The sequence below is a fragment of the Cryobacterium sp. Y50 genome, from assembly GCF_002929805.1.
In the GTDB taxonomy this organism is placed as follows: Bacteria; Actinomycetota; Actinomycetes; order Actinomycetales; family Microbacteriaceae; genus Cryobacterium.
On record NZ_PJJM01000105.1, the window covers coordinates 135,328 to 153,961 of the forward strand.

Annotated in this window: 18 protein-coding genes; 12 read left to right on the plus strand and 6 right to left on the minus strand. The window is 64.1% G+C overall.

The annotated features are described in order from the left end of the window. The first annotated feature begins 12 nt into the window (after positions 1 to 12). From CXY73_RS20675 to CXY73_RS20710, 7 genes are all read left to right on the plus strand, one after another. Positions 13 to 966, plus strand: a complete 954-nt coding sequence (locus CXY73_RS20675; RefSeq protein ID WP_104135948.1) for an ABC transporter permease — start codon at positions 13 to 15, stop codon at positions 964 to 966. Next, the gene (locus tag CXY73_RS20680) at positions 963 to 1,850 is read left to right on the plus strand and encodes an ABC transporter permease (protein ID WP_104135947.1); all 888 of its coding nucleotides are present in this window, start codon (positions 963 to 965) and stop codon (positions 1,848 to 1,850) included. The genes CXY73_RS20675 and CXY73_RS20680 overlap by 4 nt, the downstream gene beginning before the upstream one ends. Next, a complete protein-coding gene (locus CXY73_RS20685; RefSeq protein WP_104178761.1) occupies positions 1,847 to 2,833 on the plus strand; it encodes an ABC transporter ATP-binding protein in 987 nt (328 codons plus the stop codon). The genes CXY73_RS20680 and CXY73_RS20685 overlap by 4 nt, the downstream gene beginning before the upstream one ends. Continuing rightward, complete coding sequence (locus tag CXY73_RS20690) at positions 2,830 to 3,867, plus strand: ABC transporter ATP-binding protein (RefSeq protein ID WP_104135945.1); 1,038 nt, start codon at positions 2,830 to 2,832, stop codon at positions 3,865 to 3,867. The genes CXY73_RS20685 and CXY73_RS20690 overlap by 4 nt, the downstream gene beginning before the upstream one ends. After that, a complete protein-coding gene (locus CXY73_RS20695) occupies positions 3,848 to 5,626 on the plus strand; it encodes a gamma-glutamyltransferase family protein (RefSeq protein ID WP_369831267.1) in 1,779 nt (592 codons plus the stop codon). The genes CXY73_RS20690 and CXY73_RS20695 overlap by 20 nt, the downstream gene beginning before the upstream one ends. A gap of 154 nt (positions 5,627 to 5,780) precedes the next feature. Then, positions 5,781 to 6,464, plus strand: a complete 684-nt coding sequence (locus CXY73_RS20700) for a GntR family transcriptional regulator (RefSeq protein WP_158253084.1) — start codon at positions 5,781 to 5,783, stop codon at positions 6,462 to 6,464. A 392-nt stretch (positions 6,465 to 6,856) separates the two neighbouring features. Continuing rightward, on the plus strand, positions 6,857 to 7,348 hold the full coding sequence (locus CXY73_RS20710; RefSeq protein WP_233198505.1) for a sortase: 492 nt from the start codon (positions 6,857 to 6,859) through the stop codon (positions 7,346 to 7,348). Here the strand turns inward: CXY73_RS20710 and CXY73_RS20715 are convergent. Next, positions 7,345 to 8,496, minus strand: a complete 1,152-nt coding sequence (locus tag CXY73_RS20715; RefSeq protein ID WP_104178763.1) for a cation:proton antiporter — start codon at positions 8,494 to 8,496, stop codon at positions 7,345 to 7,347. The genes CXY73_RS20710 and CXY73_RS20715 overlap by 4 nt on opposite strands. A gap of 83 nt (positions 8,497 to 8,579) precedes the next feature. On the opposite strand from CXY73_RS20715, the gene CXY73_RS20720 reads away from it, so the two are divergent. Continuing rightward, positions 8,580 to 9,416 (plus strand): SDR family NAD(P)-dependent oxidoreductase, encoded by an 837-nt coding sequence (locus tag CXY73_RS20720; protein ID WP_104135942.1) that lies wholly within the window; start codon positions 8,580 to 8,582, stop codon positions 9,414 to 9,416. Between the two features lie 203 nt (positions 9,417 to 9,619). Here the strand turns inward: CXY73_RS20720 and CXY73_RS20725 are convergent, their stop codons facing one another. After that, positions 9,620 to 10,435, minus strand: a complete 816-nt coding sequence (locus CXY73_RS20725) for an alpha/beta fold hydrolase (RefSeq protein ID WP_158253083.1) — start codon at positions 10,433 to 10,435, stop codon at positions 9,620 to 9,622. 137 nt (positions 10,436 to 10,572) lie between these two features. On the opposite strand from CXY73_RS20725, the gene CXY73_RS20730 reads away from it, so the two are divergent. Beyond that, the gene (locus tag CXY73_RS20730; protein WP_104135940.1) at positions 10,573 to 11,493 is read left to right on the plus strand and encodes an AEC family transporter; all 921 of its coding nucleotides are present in this window, start codon (positions 10,573 to 10,575) and stop codon (positions 11,491 to 11,493) included. Between the two features lie 117 nt (positions 11,494 to 11,610). Further along, positions 11,611 to 12,354: a fumarylacetoacetate hydrolase family protein gene (locus CXY73_RS20735; RefSeq protein ID WP_104135939.1), complete on the plus strand. Its 744-nt coding sequence runs from the start codon at positions 11,611 to 11,613 to the stop codon at positions 12,352 to 12,354. A 43-nt stretch (positions 12,355 to 12,397) separates the two neighbouring features. Here CXY73_RS20735 and CXY73_RS20740 read toward each other — a convergent pair whose 3' ends face one another. From CXY73_RS20740 to CXY73_RS20750, 3 genes are all read right to left on the minus strand, one after another. Next, entirely contained in the window at positions 12,398 to 13,069 is a 672-nt protein-coding gene (locus tag CXY73_RS20740; protein WP_104178764.1) for a GntR family transcriptional regulator, read from the minus strand. A gap of 180 nt (positions 13,070 to 13,249) precedes the next feature. After that, on the minus strand, positions 13,250 to 14,434 hold the full coding sequence (locus CXY73_RS20745; RefSeq protein ID WP_104135925.1) for an acyl-CoA dehydrogenase family protein: 1,185 nt from the start codon (positions 14,432 to 14,434) through the stop codon (positions 13,250 to 13,252). Positions 14,435 to 14,469: 35 nt separating this feature from the next. Continuing rightward, positions 14,470 to 15,630 carry a CaiB/BaiF CoA-transferase family protein gene (locus CXY73_RS20750; protein ID WP_104178765.1) on the minus strand — a complete coding sequence of 387 codons (1,161 nt, stop codon included), beginning with the start codon at positions 15,628 to 15,630 and terminating at the stop codon, positions 14,470 to 14,472. A 242-nt stretch (positions 15,631 to 15,872) separates the two neighbouring features. Here CXY73_RS20750 and putP point away from each other — a divergent pair, with 242 nt between their 5' ends. Beyond that, on the plus strand, positions 15,873 to 17,375 hold the full coding sequence (putP, locus tag CXY73_RS20755; RefSeq protein WP_104135923.1) for a sodium/proline symporter PutP: 1,503 nt from the start codon (positions 15,873 to 15,875) through the stop codon (positions 17,373 to 17,375). A 110-nt stretch (positions 17,376 to 17,485) separates the two neighbouring features. Beyond that, positions 17,486 to 17,686, plus strand: a complete 201-nt coding sequence (locus CXY73_RS20760; protein ID WP_104135922.1) for a hypothetical protein — start codon at positions 17,486 to 17,488, stop codon at positions 17,684 to 17,686. 65 nt (positions 17,687 to 17,751) lie between these two features. Here the strand turns inward: CXY73_RS20760 and CXY73_RS20765 are convergent, their stop codons facing one another. Then, positions 17,752 to 18,588, minus strand: a complete 837-nt coding sequence (locus CXY73_RS20765) for an exodeoxyribonuclease III (protein WP_104135921.1) — start codon at positions 18,586 to 18,588, stop codon at positions 17,752 to 17,754. Positions 18,589 to 18,634: the final 46 nt, after the last annotated feature.

Below are 18,634 nucleotides of genomic sequence, written 5' to 3' on the forward strand. Positions count from 1 at the left end.
ACGGCTGGACCAGTGGCTCGCTTCATGCTCCAACGGGTGATCACCTCGATCGTCACGCTGTTTCTCGCCAGCATCGTCGTCTTCGTCGGGGTTCGCCTTCTTCCCGGTGACCCCGCCCTGGTGCTGGCGGGCGAGACCGCTGATCCAGCCGTTGTCGCGGCAATCCGGGAACAGTTCGGTCTCAATCAGCCGATCTGGATTCAATACTTCAACTACGTGGGGCAGGCGCTGCAAGGAAACTTCGGGGTGTCCACCCGAGACCGCATTCCCGTTGCCGAAATTTTGCTGCAGCGGCTGCCCATCACCCTCGAACTGGCCGGGCTGGCCATCCTGGTCGGTGTACTGATCGGTTTGACGGCGGGCATCGTATCGGCCGTGAAGCGCGGAAGTTTCGCAGATTACGCCGCCAACGCGTTCGGTCTCATCGGGCTGTCCGTGCCGCACTTCTGGCTCGGGATGCTGGCCATTCTGTTCTTTGCCATCAATCTGCAGGTCCTTCCCGCCTCCGGATACGTGGCGTTCACAGAAGATCCGGGCGAAAATCTGAGACGAATGATCCTCCCGGCTCTGGTGCTCGGTACCGGACTGTCGGCGGTCTTGATGCGGCAAACCCGAGCGGCTCTGCTGGGACAGCTGTCGGCCGACTACGTGCGAACGGCACGGTCGAAGGGTGTTAGCCGTAGTCGCGAAGTCAAGCACGCTCTGCGCAACAGCCTGACGACGGTCGTCACGGTGCTCGGACTCCAACTCGGCGCGCTCATTGGCGGCGCCATCATTACGGAGCAGATCTTCGTCATTCCTGGCTTTGGCAAGCTCATCATTGACGCCGTGTCGGCGCGCAACTATCCCGTCCTCCAGGGTGCCGTACTCGTAGCCGTCACCGGGTACGTTCTGGTCAACTTGGCGGTCGATATCGCCTATGCCTACCTGAATCCCCGTATGCGCCTGGCTGGAGGAGCTCGATGAGCCAGAAATTGATCACGGCCAAACGGAAAACCGTCAGCAGCATACCGCGACCGCGGTGGCAGCGCGTTGTTCGGCGTTTCGCCCGGCGCCCGATGGCCGTGACCGGATTGATTCTCGTCGTCGGCTTCGTGCTGTTCGCCCTGCTCGGGCCGATCCTGTTGTCCGATCCGAACCAGCAGGACTTCGCCGCCATCCTCCAGACACCCTCGCTTGCGCATCTGCTGGGCACCGATGATCTGGGCCGGGACGTGTTCGCTCGAATCGCCAACGGCGCCCGCGTTTCGCTCATGGCCGGCGTCATGTCCACGGCCTTAGCACTGATCATCGGCATCACCATTGGCCTGATCACCGGCTTCTACCGGGGCTGGGTTGACGTCATCGTCATGCGCATCGTCGATGTGATGCTGGCCTTCCCCTTCCTCATCTTCGCGGTCGGACTGGCGGCGATTCTCGGCGCATCTCTCACGAACGTCATCATCGCGCTGGCGGTGTCGCAGGTTCCAGAGGTGATCCGCATCGCGCGTGGCGAGGCGATGGCGATTCGGGAACAGGAATTTGTCAGCGGCGCTGTCGCCGACGGCGCACGTGACGGGACGATCATGTTCCGGTATATCGCCCCCAACGCTATGGGCGCGTTCATCGTGCAGGCGACCGTCGCCATCCCGGCGGCCATCATCGGCGAAGCCACGCTGAGTTTTCTCGGCCTGGGCGTTCAGCCACCAATGTCGTCCTGGGGGATCATGCTCACCAGCGCGCAGCAATACCTGGCCCAGGCACCGTACCTGGCTCTCTTCCCCGGAATCGCCATTGCCCTCACTGCGCTCGGTTTCAATCTGCTCGGCGATGGACTTCGCGATGTACTCGACCCCAAGGAGACCCGATGAGCGTGTTGGAGGTCGAACACCTGCGGGTTGAGTTCGGCACGGAGAATGGGCCGGTCATCGCCGTCAAAGATGTGTCGTTCACGCTGGAGAAGGGAGAGATCCTCTCGCTCGTAGGCGAGTCGGGCTGCGGAAAATCTACGGTGGCCATGTCCATCCCCCGACTTCTGGGCGATTCACACGTCACCCTCGGTGGATCGGTGCACCTGAACGGTGTCGATCTGTCCGCATATTCCGAAAAGCGGATGCAGGAGGTGCGTGGCAAGGAAATCTCGGTGGTCTTTCAGGAACCGATGACCTCGTTGAATCCCGCGTACACCGTGGGAAACCAAATTTCAGAGGTTCTGCTGCAGCATGAGGGGCTGTCGCGGCGAGCTGCCCTGGCGCGCGCCGTCGAGCTGCTCGAACTGGTGGGGATTCCTGATGCGCAGCGTCGAACGGCCGCTTTCCCGCACGAACTGTCCGGCGGTATGCGGCAGCGGGTCATGATCGCTATCGCCGTGGCGTGCAACCCGCTCGTACTGATCGCCGATGAGCCCACCACCGCCCTTGACGTGACGATTCAGGCCGGTGTGCTCGACATCTTCCGTCGGCTGCGGGACAATCTGGGCACGTCCATCGTGCTCATCACGCACGACCTCGGCGTGGTCGCCGATATCGCAGACCGGGTGGCGATTATGTACGCCGGTCGAATCGTAGAGATGGCGTCAACGGCCGAAATCTTCGCAGCTCCCACCCACCCCTACACGCGTGGACTGCTCGGTGCGCTGCCGTCGCGGGCGATCATGCAGGCCAATGGCCGCCGACGCCTCACCGACATTCCCGGCCTGGTGCCCTCACCGTCGACCGACCCGGACCAGTGTCAATTCGCCCCGCGTTGCGCCAGCGCCAGCATCGAGTGCACCGCCGCCCGACCCACTGCGGAGCCCGTCGCGGTCGGGCACACCGTGTCCTGTTACCACCCCGCAGTAGGAGCGATGCTATGAGCGAGCAACCAGTCCTCGAGGTTTCCAACCTGGTGAAGCACTTTCAATCCGGTTCGCGGTTGGGCGGAGGGCGCACGGTGGTTCGGGCCGTCGACGGCGTCGATCTGACCATCGGGCGTGGTGAAATTCTCGGCCTGGTCGGTGAATCCGGTAGCGGAAAATCCACCGTCGGCAGCTGTATCGCCCGGCTCACACAGCCCACTAGCGGAACGATTCGTCTGCTGGGCCGCGATATCTCCACGCTGAGTCGACGGGAGATGCGCCCGCTCCGCTCCGAAGTGCATGTCGTGTTCCAGGACCCGTACTCGTCGCTGAATCCGCGCATGACGGTCGGCCAGATCGTCACCGAGCCGTTGCGTCAGCATCACCGTGGCGGTCGGGCGGAGCGCAACCGGATCGTCTCCGACATGCTCGAACGCACGGGGCTCAGTCTGGAGCTGGTAGGCCGCTACCCGCATGAACTGTCCGGCGGCCAGCGCCAGCGGGTTGCACTGGCCCGCGCGCTGGTGCTCGGCCCGTCACTCGTGATCGCGGACGAACCGGTTTCGGCGCTCGACGTGTCGGTGCAGGCATCCATTCTCAACGTCATTCTCGATTTGCAGGTCGAACTAGGATTCTCCTGCTTGTTCATTACCCATGACCTGTCGGTCGTTGAATTCATCAGCGATCGCATCGCGGTGATGTATCTGGGAAAAATCGTAGAAACGGCGACGCGAGCTGAGCTGTTTCGTGACCCGCAGCATCCGTACACGCAGGCGCTGCTCTCGGCTGCGCCAATGGCTGACCCCTCCAGCGCTCGCGGTCGTGAGCGCATCATTCTCAGCGGAGACCTGCCGAGTCCGACCGAAGAAATAAGTGGATGCCCGTTCCACGCCCGTTGCCCGGTTGCGATTGATCGCTGCCGAACCGAGGTGCCGCGTCTGCTCGGCGTAACGAGCCCCGAACACCAGAGCGCATGCCACCTCGTCACCGCAGAAAACGGTGCACCGCACATTAAACAAGGAGACAAGAATCTTGTTCACAACGCGTCCTGAACTCATCGGAAACGTCGGCATGGTGGCATCAACCCACTGGATCGCCTCGGCCACCGGAATGAGCGTGCTCGAGCGCGGCGGTAATGCCGCCGATGCCGCGGTCGCCACCGGCTTCGTACTGCAAATTGTTGAGCCGCACCTCAACGGACCCGGTGGCGAGGTTCCGATTCTGGTCTGGTCGGAAACCGATCAGCAGGTATCCACCATTTGTGGTCAGGGCGTGTCGCCAGCTGCGGCAACGATCGAGGCCGTGACCGGGTTGGGCCTTGACGTGATGCCGGGGACGGGCCTGCTGCCCGCGGTCGTGCCGGGTGCCTTTGGGGCGTGGACGCTGCTCTTGGAACTACACGGAACGATGACGCTGCGTCAGGTGCTCGAACCGGCCATCCACTATGCCGAGGAGGGGCATCCACTGCTCGAGCGGGTATCCGCAGCCATCGGAACGATGCAGGAGCTGTTCACGAACGAGTGGCCCAGCTCAGCTGCGACCTGGATGCCGGGTGGGCAGGTGCCCGCAGCGGGGAGTTGCTTCCGAAATCCCGTGCTGGCCACGACCCTGCGCCGGATAATTTCGGAGTCCGAAGCTGCCGGCGGGTCGCGAGAAGTGCAAATCCGCGCGGCCAGGGATTGCTGGTACCGCGGGTTTATCGCCGAAGCCATCGGCGATTTCTGTGCCCACAATGAGGTGATGGACACCTCGGGGGAGCGTCATCGGGGGCTGTTGACCGCCGACGACCTGGCCCGGTGGGAGCCGACGGTTGAACAGCCGCTCACCTACGATTATCACAACTACACCGTCTGCAAGACGGGCCCATGGGGGCAGGGACCCGTTTTTCTGCAGCAGCTTGCGCTTCTCGAAGGCTTCGATCTGACCGCGATGGGGCCCGGCTCCGCTGATTGGGTGCACACCATCCTCGAGAGTTGCAAACTCGCGTTTGCCGATCGCGAGGCCTGGTACGGCGACCCGAATTTCACCGACGTGCCCATGGCGGCATTGCTCAGCGCGGAATACAACGCCCAGCGGCGCTTGCTAATCACCGACACCGCGTCCGTGGAACTGCGCCCCGGTAACCCCGGTGGAGCCCAGGCGCGACTGCCGCGCTACCCGGCGTCTCCAGCTGGATATGAGAATTTGATCGGATCCGGCGAGCCGACGATCGCTAAGTCGGGGGAAACCCGCGGGGACACGTGCCACGTCGACGTTGTCGATTCCAACGGGATGATGATCTCGGCCACGCCCAGTGGTGGCTGGATGCAATCCTCGCCGACCATCCCCGCGCTGGGCTTCTGCCTCAGCACTCGCGCACAAATGTTCTGGCTTCAGGAAGGCTTGCCGAACTCCCTGCGCCCCAGCGCTCGCCCACGAACCACGTTGACGCCGTCCTTCGCCCTGCGCGACGGCAAGCCGTGGCTCGCGTTCGGAACGCCGGGTGGCGACGCGCAGGATCAGTGGTCGTTGAACTACTTCCTGAACCTCGTGCACGGGGATATGAATCTCCAGGAGGGTATCGATGCGCCCGGTTTTCACTCCACCCACATGCCCAACTCCTTCTTCCCACGGGATGCGCATCCAGCCGAGGTGTATCTGGAGAGCCGGTTTGATTCGGCCGTTCTCGACGAGTTGCGGTGCCGCGGTCACCTCGTCGTGGTCGGTGAGCCCTGGTCCGAAGGGCGAGTGAGCGCTGTGGCGCGCGATGGCGGCTGGCTCAAGGCCGCGGCCAACCCCCGGGGCAACCAGGGCTACGCCGTCGGGCGCTAGTTGCACGGGGCACGGAGCGAGGCGTCCAGAGAACTGCGGCATAATCAACATTGCTTATGCGCGCCGGGCGGCGGCAGATGACGATCCGCGATGCAGGAACGGCCAAGGAGGAGTAGTTGAAGTGTGGGACGTCTTAGAGTCGAAAGGGGATGATTTGAGCACGTTGGGCTTGCTCAAAGCTGCGCAAACCCTCGGCGAACGGGTTTACGAGGTGTTGGAAGAGTCCATTGTCGACGGTGTCATCGCACCGGGTTCCCACCTGCGTGAAGACGAAGTCGCCAGGCAGCTGGGCGTGAGCCGAAACCCGGTGCGTGAGGCCATTCAGCGGCTCGTGCACGACGGATTCGTCGAACACCGGGCGGGCAAGAAGGGTGCGTTTGTGCACGCCCCCAGTGACAAAGAAGTGCAGGAGGTTTTCCACGCCCGCTCACTGTTGGAAAGCGACTGCGCACGGTTGGCCGCCGAAAATATTTCAGATATCGATTTATCCCGACTCCAGGAACTGCTGGGGCATGGTGATGCGGCGATCGCGGCCCAGGACGCCAAGCACCTGCTGGAGCTCAACGACCGTTTTCACAATATTGTCGTGAAGGCCGCCGACAATTCGGTGATTGCGCGAATGCTGGGAGTGCTGCAACGACGAATTCGCTGGTATTTCTACCAGGTCGTCGTCACGCGGGCCGCCGGCTCGTGGGATCAACACCGCCAGATTTACGAGGCGCTGCGTGACCATGACGGCGACCGGGCAGCGGTGTGCATGATGGCTCACGTCATGCAGACCGCCGCGACCATCCGTGATCACCAAGACACGGTGGAGGGCGCTGGCCTTCCCAACTAGCCAGCGCAACCTTGACAAGAGCGCACCGCAGGCTTTTTTTCCCTGCGAGAAGAGGCCACACGATGCACCCTCCGCAGGTCAGTATTGTCCGCAGCACTCCATTTATCGGGTATTTGCGAGAGTTCGACGCTCCGGTGGCTCTGGTGGTCCAGGCCTTTTTCATGATTCGCACGCCCTCGTCGAGGCGGGCCAGGCGCTCGCCGGGTAGGGGAAACCCGTAACCAGAGGCTCGCCACTCGTGCTCGTACCAGCCAGCTCCAATGCCCATCTCTCCCAAATAAATTCCCAGGTACCGGCATCGGCGTGGGCGGCCAGGCGGCTCATGGTTGCCCACTGCTCGGCAGGTTCGATTCCGACCAGATCGCGGCGCCAGCCCCGGGGATACAAACAGTATGAATCGTATGGTTTCAGCCTGGACCGCCGCATTGAAGGGGCGTCAAACGTTACTCTGGAGCCAGGACGACAACAATAAACGGACGGCGGTGGCAGTGCACGCTCTCGACTTCGCCGGCATCATGAGCGAGATCCTCACCTTCGTCGGCCTCATCATCGGAGCGCTGCTCTACATTGTCGGTCTGTCCGTGCGCGGCATCAGCGGCCGCTGGACCCGCACGACCGCGGTGATCGCCGCGTCGGGGCCGGCCACGGTCATCCGCTGGTTTGATGGCGACGGAGATGTACACGAATGCCCGGCCGATACGCACGAGACGCACCACCTGGTGCCCGGCGACGACGTGTGTGTGTGGTTTCGTAACCGCCACCCCGAGCGTTGCCGCACACACGACCCCGAACTCGACGGCAAGGGCCTGCGCCTGATCGGCCTGGTCTTGCTCGGCATCGGCGTGCTCGCCGGCCTGACCGGCATCGTGCTGATGTTCGTCTAACCAACCGTTTTTTCGGCAGCGGATGCCGCGCGCGGCCGCGCCCATCCGCTCGCCGCCGCGGCCACCACGATTGTCACGAGTGCGCCGAGCAGCAGCGCCGCCGCCTCCCCGGGGGCGAGTACGTGCAGCTGGGAGCCGATCGTCGCGGCCGCGATCGGAATTCCGAGCTGGGCCGCCGACAGCAGCCCGAACGACAGGGGAAGGCCCACCATACGGGTGGTCGCGTGGGTCAGCAGGGTCGCCAGGCCGAGTGTCAGGCCGAGGGCGATCATCTGCGGGTGGTCGGCTAGGTCGCGCAGCGCGAGCGAAGCGCCGAGCCAGACGAAGAACAGCGGGCCGAAGAATCCGTCGGCGAGGGCGAAGAGCTGGCGGGCCAGGCGGCGCGGTTCACCGAGCATCGCGACGGCAAGCCCGAACGCGAACCCCGCGAGCATGACCGAGACATGGCTGAACACAGCCACCGCCGAGAGGGCAAACAGAATGGCCAGCTGGATGCGCAGCTCGAGGGCGAACTTGCGGTTCGCCGACAGCTTGTGCAGCCGTGCGCGGGAGCCGTTTTTTTCCAAACGGGACAGCAAGAGGTACACGGCCACGGTCAGCGCCGCGATCAGGGCGGCGCCGAGCGCCGCGCGGCCCGCATTGGGCGGGTCGATGGCCAGGGGCAGCGCCACGATGGCCGCGATGTCCGCGATCGCAACCTGCGCCGTGAGTTCGAGTATCGAGCGCCCACGCAGCCCCAGGGAGTGGATGAGCGGCAGCACGAGCGCGGCCGATGAGGAGGCCAACAACACTATATAGAGAGGTGCGTGATTCGTTCCGAACATCATCGCAATGGCTACGCCGAGGGCGCTCGCCGAGACCGTGACGAGCATCGCCCGCACCAGGCCGGCCGAGAACGCCGCGCGAATCGCGCCGGTACGAACCGGTACATGCGTGCCGGCCACGAACATGATCAACGCGAATCCGACATCCGCTAGCAGGGTCAGGGTGGGGTCGGCGGCATCGACGAGGCCGAAGCCGGTTCGACCGACGATGATGCCGGCGGCGAGCTGGCCGATGACGACCGGGATATTCCAGCGGCGCGGCGTCGCCAGGAGTGGCCCGAGCAGCGCGACCACGGAGATGATCGCGAGGGTCTGAAAGTCCATCCGCGCCTCCTCCTGTTGCTAGATCGAGCGTAGTACTGCTGCAGACTGCGCCGAACGGCCCGTGCAGGCGGCATGATGGGAGTATGAGTCGAACCGTCGCCGGAGCCCGCGTGCTGATAACCGGAGCAGCCAGGGGTATGGGCCGCCTGTACGCCGAACGCTGCGTTGCGGAGGGGGCCAAAGCCGTCATTCTCTGGGACCGTGACGGTGCTGCCCTCGCCCAGGCCGCTGCCATCCTGACGGAACGTTCCAACGGGCTCACCCGGATCGCGCCCTACGTTCTGGATATCGCCGATCTGGGCGCCATTGCGCAGACCGCGCAGCGCGTGCGTACCGAGATCGGCGACCCCGACGTCGTCATCAACAATGCCGGAATCGTGCGTGGCAAATATTTTTGGGAGCACGACAACGGCGCAGACACCCGCCCGACCATGCAGATCAACGCGCTCGCCCCGATGTACATCACCCGCGAGTTTCTCCCCGCCATGATTTCGAGCGGATGGCGTGAGTCACGCATCGTGAACATCGCCTCCGCCGCCGGCACCCTCAGCAACCCGCGCATGAGTGTTTATGCCGCTTCGAAGGCGGCCCTGATCGGCTGGAGCGATTCGCTGCGGCTCGAGCTAGTGCAGCAGGGTCACGGCCACGTCAAAGTCACCACGGTCTGCCCGAGCTACATCGACACCGGCATGTTCGAGGGCGCGCGCGGGCCGCTGCTCACCCCGCTTATGACCCCGCAGTATGTCGTCGATCGGGTCTGGCGGGCGATGCTCGCCGGCAAGCCGCAGCTGCTGTTGCCCTGGACGGTCAGCCTGTCGAAGGTGCTGCGCGGAGTGCTGCCGCTGGCTGCCTGGGACGCCGTCGCCGGTCGCGTCTTCGGCGTGTACCGCTCGATGGATCGGTGGGTCGGTCGCGGGTAGCGGCCCCCGTTCGCCGCGCGAGATCGCCGAAGAAAGTGTGAATTTCGACAAATATCAAGCTTGCGCGGTGCCAAAATCTGAGTGTTCCCCTGTGTGGCTGTGGCACTCGCGCTCCCATTGTTGGCTCTCTTCCCGCAGTAAGGTGACCACGGTGACGGACCGGGGCACCAACCTTTTGGTGCCCGTGCCCGCGCAGTGGCCAGTCAGAGGTTGTTGGTCGCCAGCCAACTGATCAGTACTCGCTGAAACTCGAGCGGCTGCTCCACGCTGGGCAGGTGCGCGGTGCCGCGAAATGTGCATCCGCTTGATTGCGGCAGCATCTCCAACAGGAATTCGTAGTGGGCCAGCGCCGAGGTGACGTCGAGTTCGCCCACGGTGACGAGCGCCGGAACATCGATGTCGCTGACCCGGTCGAGCGCGGGCGGCTCGAGCGGTACCAAAATCGGCGCCTCCGTGGCGTGGATGACGTTGCGCAGGTTGAGCTCTTGCGCCAGGGCGAGAAAGGCCGGGTCGACGTCGGCCGGTTTGCGGGTCGGCCCGACCGCCCACAGGGTGACCTCAAGCCGGGCCAGCCGGGGCCACTGGCGGGCGGTGAAGGCCGCATCCAGTTTGTCGAACAGGGCGTCTTCCCGCTCGGTGAGCTCCACGTCGGGGAATCCGCTTGGGCCGGATCCGATCGTGACCAGACCGGCCACTCGCTCGGGACTAGCCACGGCCAGGTCGATCGCAATCGTGCCACCGCGCGAGCATCCGATCAGGGTCGCCCGAGCCACGTCGAGATGATCGAGCAGCGCCGTGGCATCCGCTCGATTGGAGAATTCCACATTCTCGGTTGTCGTCTGGCCGAAACCGCGGGCGTCGAAGCGAATGACGTAGTGGTGGGCAGCGAGAGCGGCGACCTGTGGATCCCACATGCGCAGAGTCGCAATGCCGGCGTGGAGCAACAGCAGTGCGGGAGATTGGGGGTTGCCCAATGTTTCGTAGTAGAGCGAAGCGCCTGGAACGTCGAGTCTGGGCATGCTTGAGCGTAGCGCTACGTCTGGTGCGCCCGAAAGGACGCGCTCGTGCGATGGCTGGAATTGGCTGAGACTGCTGTGACCTGATGCGCGGTCCGGGTGAAGCATCACCGCCCATGACAACCCCTAGGCTCAACATAATGGGCGGTGTACTGGTCGGGTTTTCGATTATCGGATTTGTGATCCTGATCGGGTACTTCGTCGAGCGGTTCGGCATCGTCGGCGTCGGTACCGGACGAGTGCTCAACCGAATGGCCTTCTTCGTGGCGACTCCCGCGCTGCTGTTCACGGTTCTCGCGCACGCGGATGTCACCGTTCTGTTCTCCGAGTTTCTGCTCTCCACCGTCTGCACCATCGCGGTCGGTGTCGTCGTGTATATCATCGCCGCCCGCCTTTTTTTTCGTCGACCGCTGGCCGAGACGGTGCTCGGCGCCTCGACCGCGACCTATGTCAATGCCAACAACATCGGGCTTCCGGTAGCCATCTATGTGCTCGGCAGTGCGCAGTACGTGGCTCCCGTGCTGCTGCTGCAGCTGGTCATTCTGGCCCCGACCATTCTGACCATTCTCGACCTGGCCACCCAGGGCCGGGCGTCGTTTCGGTCGATCGTGACCCAGCCCATTCGTAACCCGATGATTATTGCTTCGCTCGCCGGTGTGTTCGTGGCCATGCTGGGAATCACGCTGCCCGAACCCGTGCTCGCCCCGTTCGAACTGATCGGCGGCGCCGCCATTCCCTTGGTGCTGCTGTCGTTTGGCATGTCGCTGCACGGTCAGCGACTGCTGAAGGCTGGAACCGGACGCAAACAGGTCGTCGCCGCGACCGTGATCAAGGTCGCGCTCATGCCGATCGTTGCGTACCTGTTCGGGCACGTCGTGTTCAACCTCGCTGGCGCCGAACTGTTCGCCGTCGTCGCCGTGGCGGCGCTGCCGACCGCGCAGAACATCTTCAACTTCGCCTCGCGCTACGACCGGGCCATGGTCGTCACCCGCGACACCGTGTTGCTCACTACGATCCTGTCTATGCCCGCCCTGCTCGTGATTGCGGCCCTCCTTGCCTGAGTGCCGGCAGAACTGCGAAGATTTTACTCAAATCCCTCGAAATCGAACGGGTCACCGCACGGCCGTTTCGCGGGTGTGCACGGGCACCTAGTGATTTTGCCCCTCGAAAGGATGAAAATGTCGCACAGCACCCCCGAGACCGGCTTGCCGGCTCCGTTCTCCCCACCGAAACCCACCAGCCTGCCGATTAGTGACTCGGCCGGCCGGTTCTATCTAAACCGGGTCTACTGCGTCGGCCGCAACTATGCCGATCATGCGCGAGAAATGGGCAATAACCCCGATCGGGAGCCGCCGTTCTTCTTCGCCAAACCGGCCGACGCTGTGTTCGCCGTGACCGAGGGCGTTCCCGCGCGGGGCGTGTTGACGCATGAGGTTCCCTACCCGCCCGAGACCGACAACCTGCACTTCGAGATGGAACTCGTTGTCGCGATCGGTGTTGGCGGCGCGGACATCGCGGCAGCGGATGCCCTCGGTCACGTCTTCGGCTACGGCGCGGGCGTCGACCTCACCCGCCGCGACCTACAGGATGCAGCCAAGGCCTTGCGCCGCCCGTGGGACCTTTCCAAGGGCTTCGACTTTTCCGGACCGTGCTCGCCGATCGTCGCCGCGGCCGCGATCGGTCATCCGACCGAGGCCCGCATTTGGCTCGACGTCGACGCTGCCACCCGTCAAGACGGGAACCTCGCCGACCAAATCTGGCCCGTCCCCGGCGTTATTGCCGCGCTGTCCCGCTTTGTTATGCTGCGTCCGGGTGACCTCATCTTCACCGGAACTCCCGCCGGCGTCGGCCGCATCGAGCCCGGTAACGACGTCACCGCCGGAATCGACGGGATTGGCAAGCTCGCGTTCCGCGTCATCTGATCCGCGGCGGCATCCGATTGCCCGCAGAGCAGAGCAGAGCAGCTCAGGCCAGCAGCGCGCCGAGGGCGGTCGTGGCGTGGCCGCGATGCTCATCGAGCAGGCGGATGACGAGCACGGCGTCCCCGACGGCGAAGGCGTCGACGATGCTGGCATGCTCGTGCTCGACCAAGGTCCTGTTGCTGGACTGCTCGTAGTAGAGCCGGCGGTAGGCTTCGGTCGAATCCCAGAGCGCGCGCAAAATACGTTCCAGGCGGGGGAGCCCGGATGACGTCACGAGTATGAAGTGAAATCGCCGGTTGGCCGCGTTCATGGCGAGCAGGTTGCCGGCCGCATTGGCCTGTTCTACCTCGGCGGCGGCCGCGCGCAGATCGGCGAGCACCTGTTTGCCGTCGCGCGCGATCGTGGCGCGCACGGCCTCCGCCTCGAGCAGCTGCCGCAGTCGGTACACCTCGAGCAGGTCGGCGAGCGAAAGCTCGGTCACCCGGTAGCCGCGATGCGGCTCGTGCACGACGTGCCCCTCGGTTTCGAGCGTGTTGAGGGCCTCCCGCACCGGCACCCGGCTGACGCCAAGGCGTACGGCCAGATCCTCTTGCCGCAGCGGCTGCCCGGGAGCAAACTCGCCGACGGCGATCAGGCGTCGCAGCTCAGCGAGCACGAACGCCGGAACGGTCGGCGGGCGCTGGGTGGGAAGCGGGGTTCGCTCGGGGGCAGGCATGTTGAAAACCCTAACTCAGCATTCGGCTGTTCGTCTGACTGGCCCATTGTGCCCGAATAGCACCGGGCTGCGGTATAACTTCTGCAATTCGTGCACGGTTCTCAAGGGTTGCTCGGGTAGATGGATGAACAGCCAGAGAATACTGGCGTTATGCATCGCCCAAGCTCAGCAGTTGAGGCCCTAGCGGAAGGCGGCGATGCCGGTGATGTGCTGGCCGAGAATGAGGGTGTGTACCTCGTCGGTGCCCTCGTAGGTGCGCACGCTCTCGAGGTTGTTGGCGTGGCGCATCGGGGAATAGTCCAGGGTGATGCCGTTGCCGCCGAGCATGGCGCGGGCCTCCCGGCAAATGGCAATGGCCTCGCGGCAGTTGTTGAGCTTGCCGACCGAGATCTGGTGCGGTGCGAGCGTCCCGGCGTCCTTGAGCCGGCCGAGCTGCAGTGCGAGCAGGGTTCCCTTGTTGATTTCGAGGGCCATGTTGACAAGTTTCTGCTGGGTCAGTTGGTAGCCGGCGAGCGGCTTGCCGAACTGCATCCGCTCCTGCGAGAAGGCCAGCGCAGTGAGGTAGCTGTCGCGGGCCGCACCCATGACGCCCCAGACGATGCCGTAGCGGGCCTCGTTCAGGCACTCGAACGGGCCGCGCAGACCGCGGGCCTTGGGCAGCATCGCCGAGTCGGGCAGGCGCAGCTCGGTCAGTTCAATCTCGCACTGAATCGAGGCCCGCATCGAGAGCTTTTGCTCGATCGGCGTGGCGACGAATCCGGGGGTGTCGGTGGGCACGACGAAGCCGCGGATCCCATCATCCGTCATGGCCCAGATGATGGCGACCTGCGCGACCGAGGCCAAGCCAATCCAGCGCTTGGTGCCATTCAGAACCCAGTCGGTGCCGTCGCGGCGCGCGAAAGTGGTCATGCCGGCCGGGTCGGAGCCGGCGGTCGGTTCGGTCAGCCCGAAGCAACCGATCACCGAACCGGCGGCCATGCGCGGCAGCCACTCGTTTTTCTGCTCCTCGGAGCCGTGCTTGTGGATCGCGCTCATCGCGAGCGAGCCCTGCACGCTCACGAAGGTGCGCAGCCCAGAGTCGCCGGCCTCGAGTTCGAGCGCGGCGAGGCCGTATTCGACCGAGCTGCGCCCGGGGCAGCCGTAGCCCGTGAGGTGCATGCCGAGCAGGCCGAGCCTGGCCAGCTGGGGAATGATCTCGAATGGAAAGATCGCATTTTCGTACCAGAGCGCGATGTTGGGCTTGATGGTCATGTTGACGAAGGCGCGCACCTTGCCCCGCAGGGCGATCTCGGTCTCGGACAGCAGGGAATCGATGCCAACGAGGTCGGCGGCGTCGGTCAGATCGGTTTCATTGAGGGTAGTCATGAGTCGCCTTCTTTCAGTAGAGCGGATGCTTATGGTCAGAAAAAGGTCGCCCCATTGTGTTCCCCGAGTAGTGGCGGTGGGCGCCGGTATTGTGCGGGGGTGGCGGAGAGGCTGATCGGATTGGCAATCTGCTGGCTCACCCGCGACCGGTCCGAATCGGTCACCGGCACGACCGGGACCAAGCCGAGTTCAGTGGCCAGTTCGAGCGCCTCGGCGATCGAGTTCACCTTGCCGGCCGGCACACGCACGGTCGCCAGCAGCGTGGTCCATTCTGTGGCCGGACGGGTGGCGAGGCGCGCTTCGAGAAGCTCCTTGAGCGCAGCGCGATGCGCGAGGCGGTCGGCGTTGCAAACGAACCGTTGGTCGACTGCCAGCTCGGGGTGGTCGAGCACCTGCACGAGCGCGCTGAACTGCTTATCGGTGCCGACCGCGATCGCGATCGGATCGTCCAGAGTTCGAAACGTTTCATAGGGCGCGATGCTCGGGTGGGCGTTGCCAAGGCGTTTGGGGGCGACCCCGGTGGCGAGGGTACTCGAGGCCTGGTTGACCAGCCCAGCCAGCAGCGAGGAGAGCAGATTCACTTCGACGCGCTGACCCAGACCGGTCTGCTCGCGCGCGCGTAGTGCGGCGAGAATGCCGACGACTGCGTTCTGCCCGGTCAGTACATCGACGAGGGCGACCCCGACCTTGCTCGGTTCTTCGGCGGCCGAGCCGGTCACGCTCATCAGCCCGCCGACCGCCTGCACGAGCAGGTCGTAGCCGGGTAGGGCGGCGCCGCCAGCGCGGCCGAATCCGGTGATCGAGCAGTAGACGAGCTCGGGGCGCTCCGCGGTCAAACTGGCGTAATCGAGGCCGTACTGTTCCATGACGCCCGGACGGAAGTTTTCGATCACGACGTCGGCACTCAGCGCGAGGGTACGCGCTTCGGCCAGGGCGTTCTCGGCGCGCAAATCGCAGACCACAGAGCGCTTATTGCGGTTGACGCTCGCGAAATAGCTGCCCATGCCGTTCGGGTCGACCGGGGGCACCCAGGCGCGAGTGTCATCGCCGAGCGGATGCTCGATCTTGATCACGTCGGCGCCGAAATCGGCCAGCATCATCGATGCAAAAGGCCCGGCGAGCACGCGAGAAAAATCCGCAACACGAATGCCGTCCAACGGCCCAATCGCAGGTGCCGAACCATCGTTTCCACTCATTCGGATACTGTATCCAATTTGAGATGGGACGGGAAGGGGTGGGCGCCTCCTGCGGTCATTGTGGGCCCGCTCAGCCCGACCTCGGACAGGGGGTAAGCCCTCCGTTATCAAACGGTTACGGGGGCGAATAGGCGGTTAAAGATGGCGCAATGCCCATATTTCTGCGAGACTAGAGCTTTGAGCTTGCTCGCACCTCGAGTAATCACGTCCAGTACGTCGGGCATCCCAACAAAGGAATCCCATTGACGGATCAAACATTTCAACTCATCGCAATCGTTTTATATCTCGCAGGCATGGTCGTCATCGGCTACTTTGCCTTTCGTCAGACCAAAGACCTTGACGACTATATGCTCGCCGGTCGCGGACTCAAACCGGGCACAGCGGCCCTGAGTGCGGGTGCTTCGGACATGTCCGGCTGGCTGTTGCTGGGCCTCCCCGGAGCCATCTACGTGTCCGGTCTCGTTGAGGCCTGGATCGCCATCGGTCTTACCATCGGTGCCTGGCTGAACTGGAAATACGTGGCCCCGCGGCTGCGCTCCTACACCTTCGTGTCAAAGAACTCGATCACCATCCCGAGCTTCTTCGAAAACCGGCTGAAAGACTCGTCGCGGCTATTGCGCGTGGTCTCCGGCCTCATTATTTTGGTGTTCTTCACCTTCTACGTCTCCTCCGGCATGGTGGCCGGTGGCGTGTTCTTCGAGGAGTCCTTCGGCTCCACCTTCCTCACCGGCATGTTGATCGTGGGCGGCATCACCCTGCTCTACACGCTGTTCGGTGGCTTTCTCGGTGCCACCCTCACCGACGTTGCCCAGGGCATCCTCATGCTCATCGCGCTGATCGCCGTTCCCCTCGTAGCACTGAACGCCACTGGCGGAGTCGTTGCGACCCTCGACTCCATCCGCGAAGTCAATCCCGACCTGCTGTCCATCACCGCCGGCGGATCCGTGCTCGGTGTCATCTCGGCCGCTGCCTGGGGCCTCGGTTATGTTGGCCAGCCGCACATTATCGTGCGTTTCATGGCCATGCGCACCCCGCAGGACGCCAAGGCCGGTCGTCGCATTGGCATCGGCTGGATGGTCGCCACCGCCCTGGGTGCTGTTGCGACCGCCCTGATCGGTATCGCGTACTTTCAGCAGAACCCAGACCTGGATCTCGCAAACCCAGAGACGGTGTTCCTGATCCTCTCGCAAACCCTGTTCCACCCCTTCATTGCAGGCCTCGTGTTGGCCGCTGTGCTCGCCGCAATTATGAGCACCATTTCCTCGCAGCTGATCGTGTCATCCTCGGCGTTGGTTGAGGACCTCTACAAGATCGTCGGCAAGAAGGCTTCGCCGAAGCAGCTGGTCATGCTCGGCCGTAGCGGCGTGCTGCTCGTGGCCGTCATCGCCGCACTGATCGCGCTGCAGCAGAACTCGACCATTCTCGACCTGGTCGGCTTCGCCTGGGCCGGCTTCGGTGCCGCCTTCGGACCAGTGGTCATCCTCTCGCTGTACTGGAAGAAGCTGTCCACCTGGGGGGCGCTAGCCTCCATGATCACCGGTGCTGTCGTCGTGTTCGTCTGGGGCAACTCGGCCCTGGGCGACATCCTGTATGAGATCGTGCCGGGCTTTGCGGCCAGCCTGATCGTGGCCGTCGTGGTCTCCCTGGCTACGTTCAAGCCGAACGCCGAAATCGACGCCGAATTCGACCTTGCTGCGGAACAAGCGCACCCGAAGTACCAGGCTCCCAACAAGGTTTCGGTCTAACCAGCCTCAGACCGCGCGCTGCAACGGCATCCGCCGCTGGCCTCACGGTCGGCTGCCGGTGCCGTTGGTGTTGATATCAGCCCACAGGCGCCACGACGAGCAGATCATCGATGGTGCAGATCATCGAAGCGTTGGTCGGGAACACGGTGGCGTCCGGCGGTTTTGCCGGGCTGACCGAGCGCGTTGTGCTGGCGACGGTGCCGTCCGGGTCTGACGACGCTGTCGCATCCACGCTACAGGTCAAGCTGGGACAGACGGCGGTGAAGGAGGCTGCCGGGGGCTGGTTTTCCTGCGGACCCCCAGCAGGCTAGACCCAGCAGGCTAGACCCAGCAGGTGGGTGGGACAACCCCTCGGTGCGGCAGAACAGCGCAGGGCTTAGAAGATCATCGGGCGGTCGTCGTCATCGCCGCCCAGGTCGAGGTCGACGAGCACTGGAACGTGGTCGCTCGGGGCGTCGCCCTTGCGCTCGTTGCGGTGGATGCTGGCATCCGTTACCAGATCGGCGAAGGCGGGCGAGCCGAGAATGAAGTCGATGCGCATACCCTCGTTGCGCGGAAATCGCAGCTGTTTGTAGTCCCAGAAGGTGAACCCTTCCGGCACGATCGGCCGCACGACATCGGTCAAGCCGGCCTGCTCGAAGGCGTCGAACGCCGCGCGCTCAAGCGCCGAAATGTGAGTAGAAACGCCGAGTACGAAGCTCGGGTCACCCATATCTTCGTCGCGCGGCGCGACGTTCCAGTCGCCCATCATGGCCAGCGCGAGCGCCGGATGCTGGCTAAGTTCCGCGGCCGCGTGGGTCTCGAGGGCCCTCAGCCAGGCCAGCTTGTAGTCGTAGTGCGGGTCGCCGAGCGCGCGCCCGTTCGGCACGTACAAGCTCCACAGGCGCAGGTCGTTCACGGTCACGCCGAGCGCGCGCGCCTCGAGCGGCTGGTCTGGACCGACCGCACCCTTCAGGAAGCCGGGCATATTCGGAAAATTGGTGACGACATCGGTCATCGGCTCGCGGCTGGCAAACGCAACGCCATTCCACTGGCTCAGACCGTGGATGGCGAGGTCGTAGCCTGCGTCCTCGAACACCTGCGAGGGAAACTGCTCGGGCTTGCACTTGATCTCCTGCATGGCCAGAACGTCGATATCCTCGCGTTCCATCCAGTCGACGATTCGTCCGGAGCGGGCACGAACGGAGTTGACGTTCCAGGTGGCGATGCGCATGCCACCAGCCTATAAGCCGCGAAGCGGATGCTGCTGCTCGTGGTAT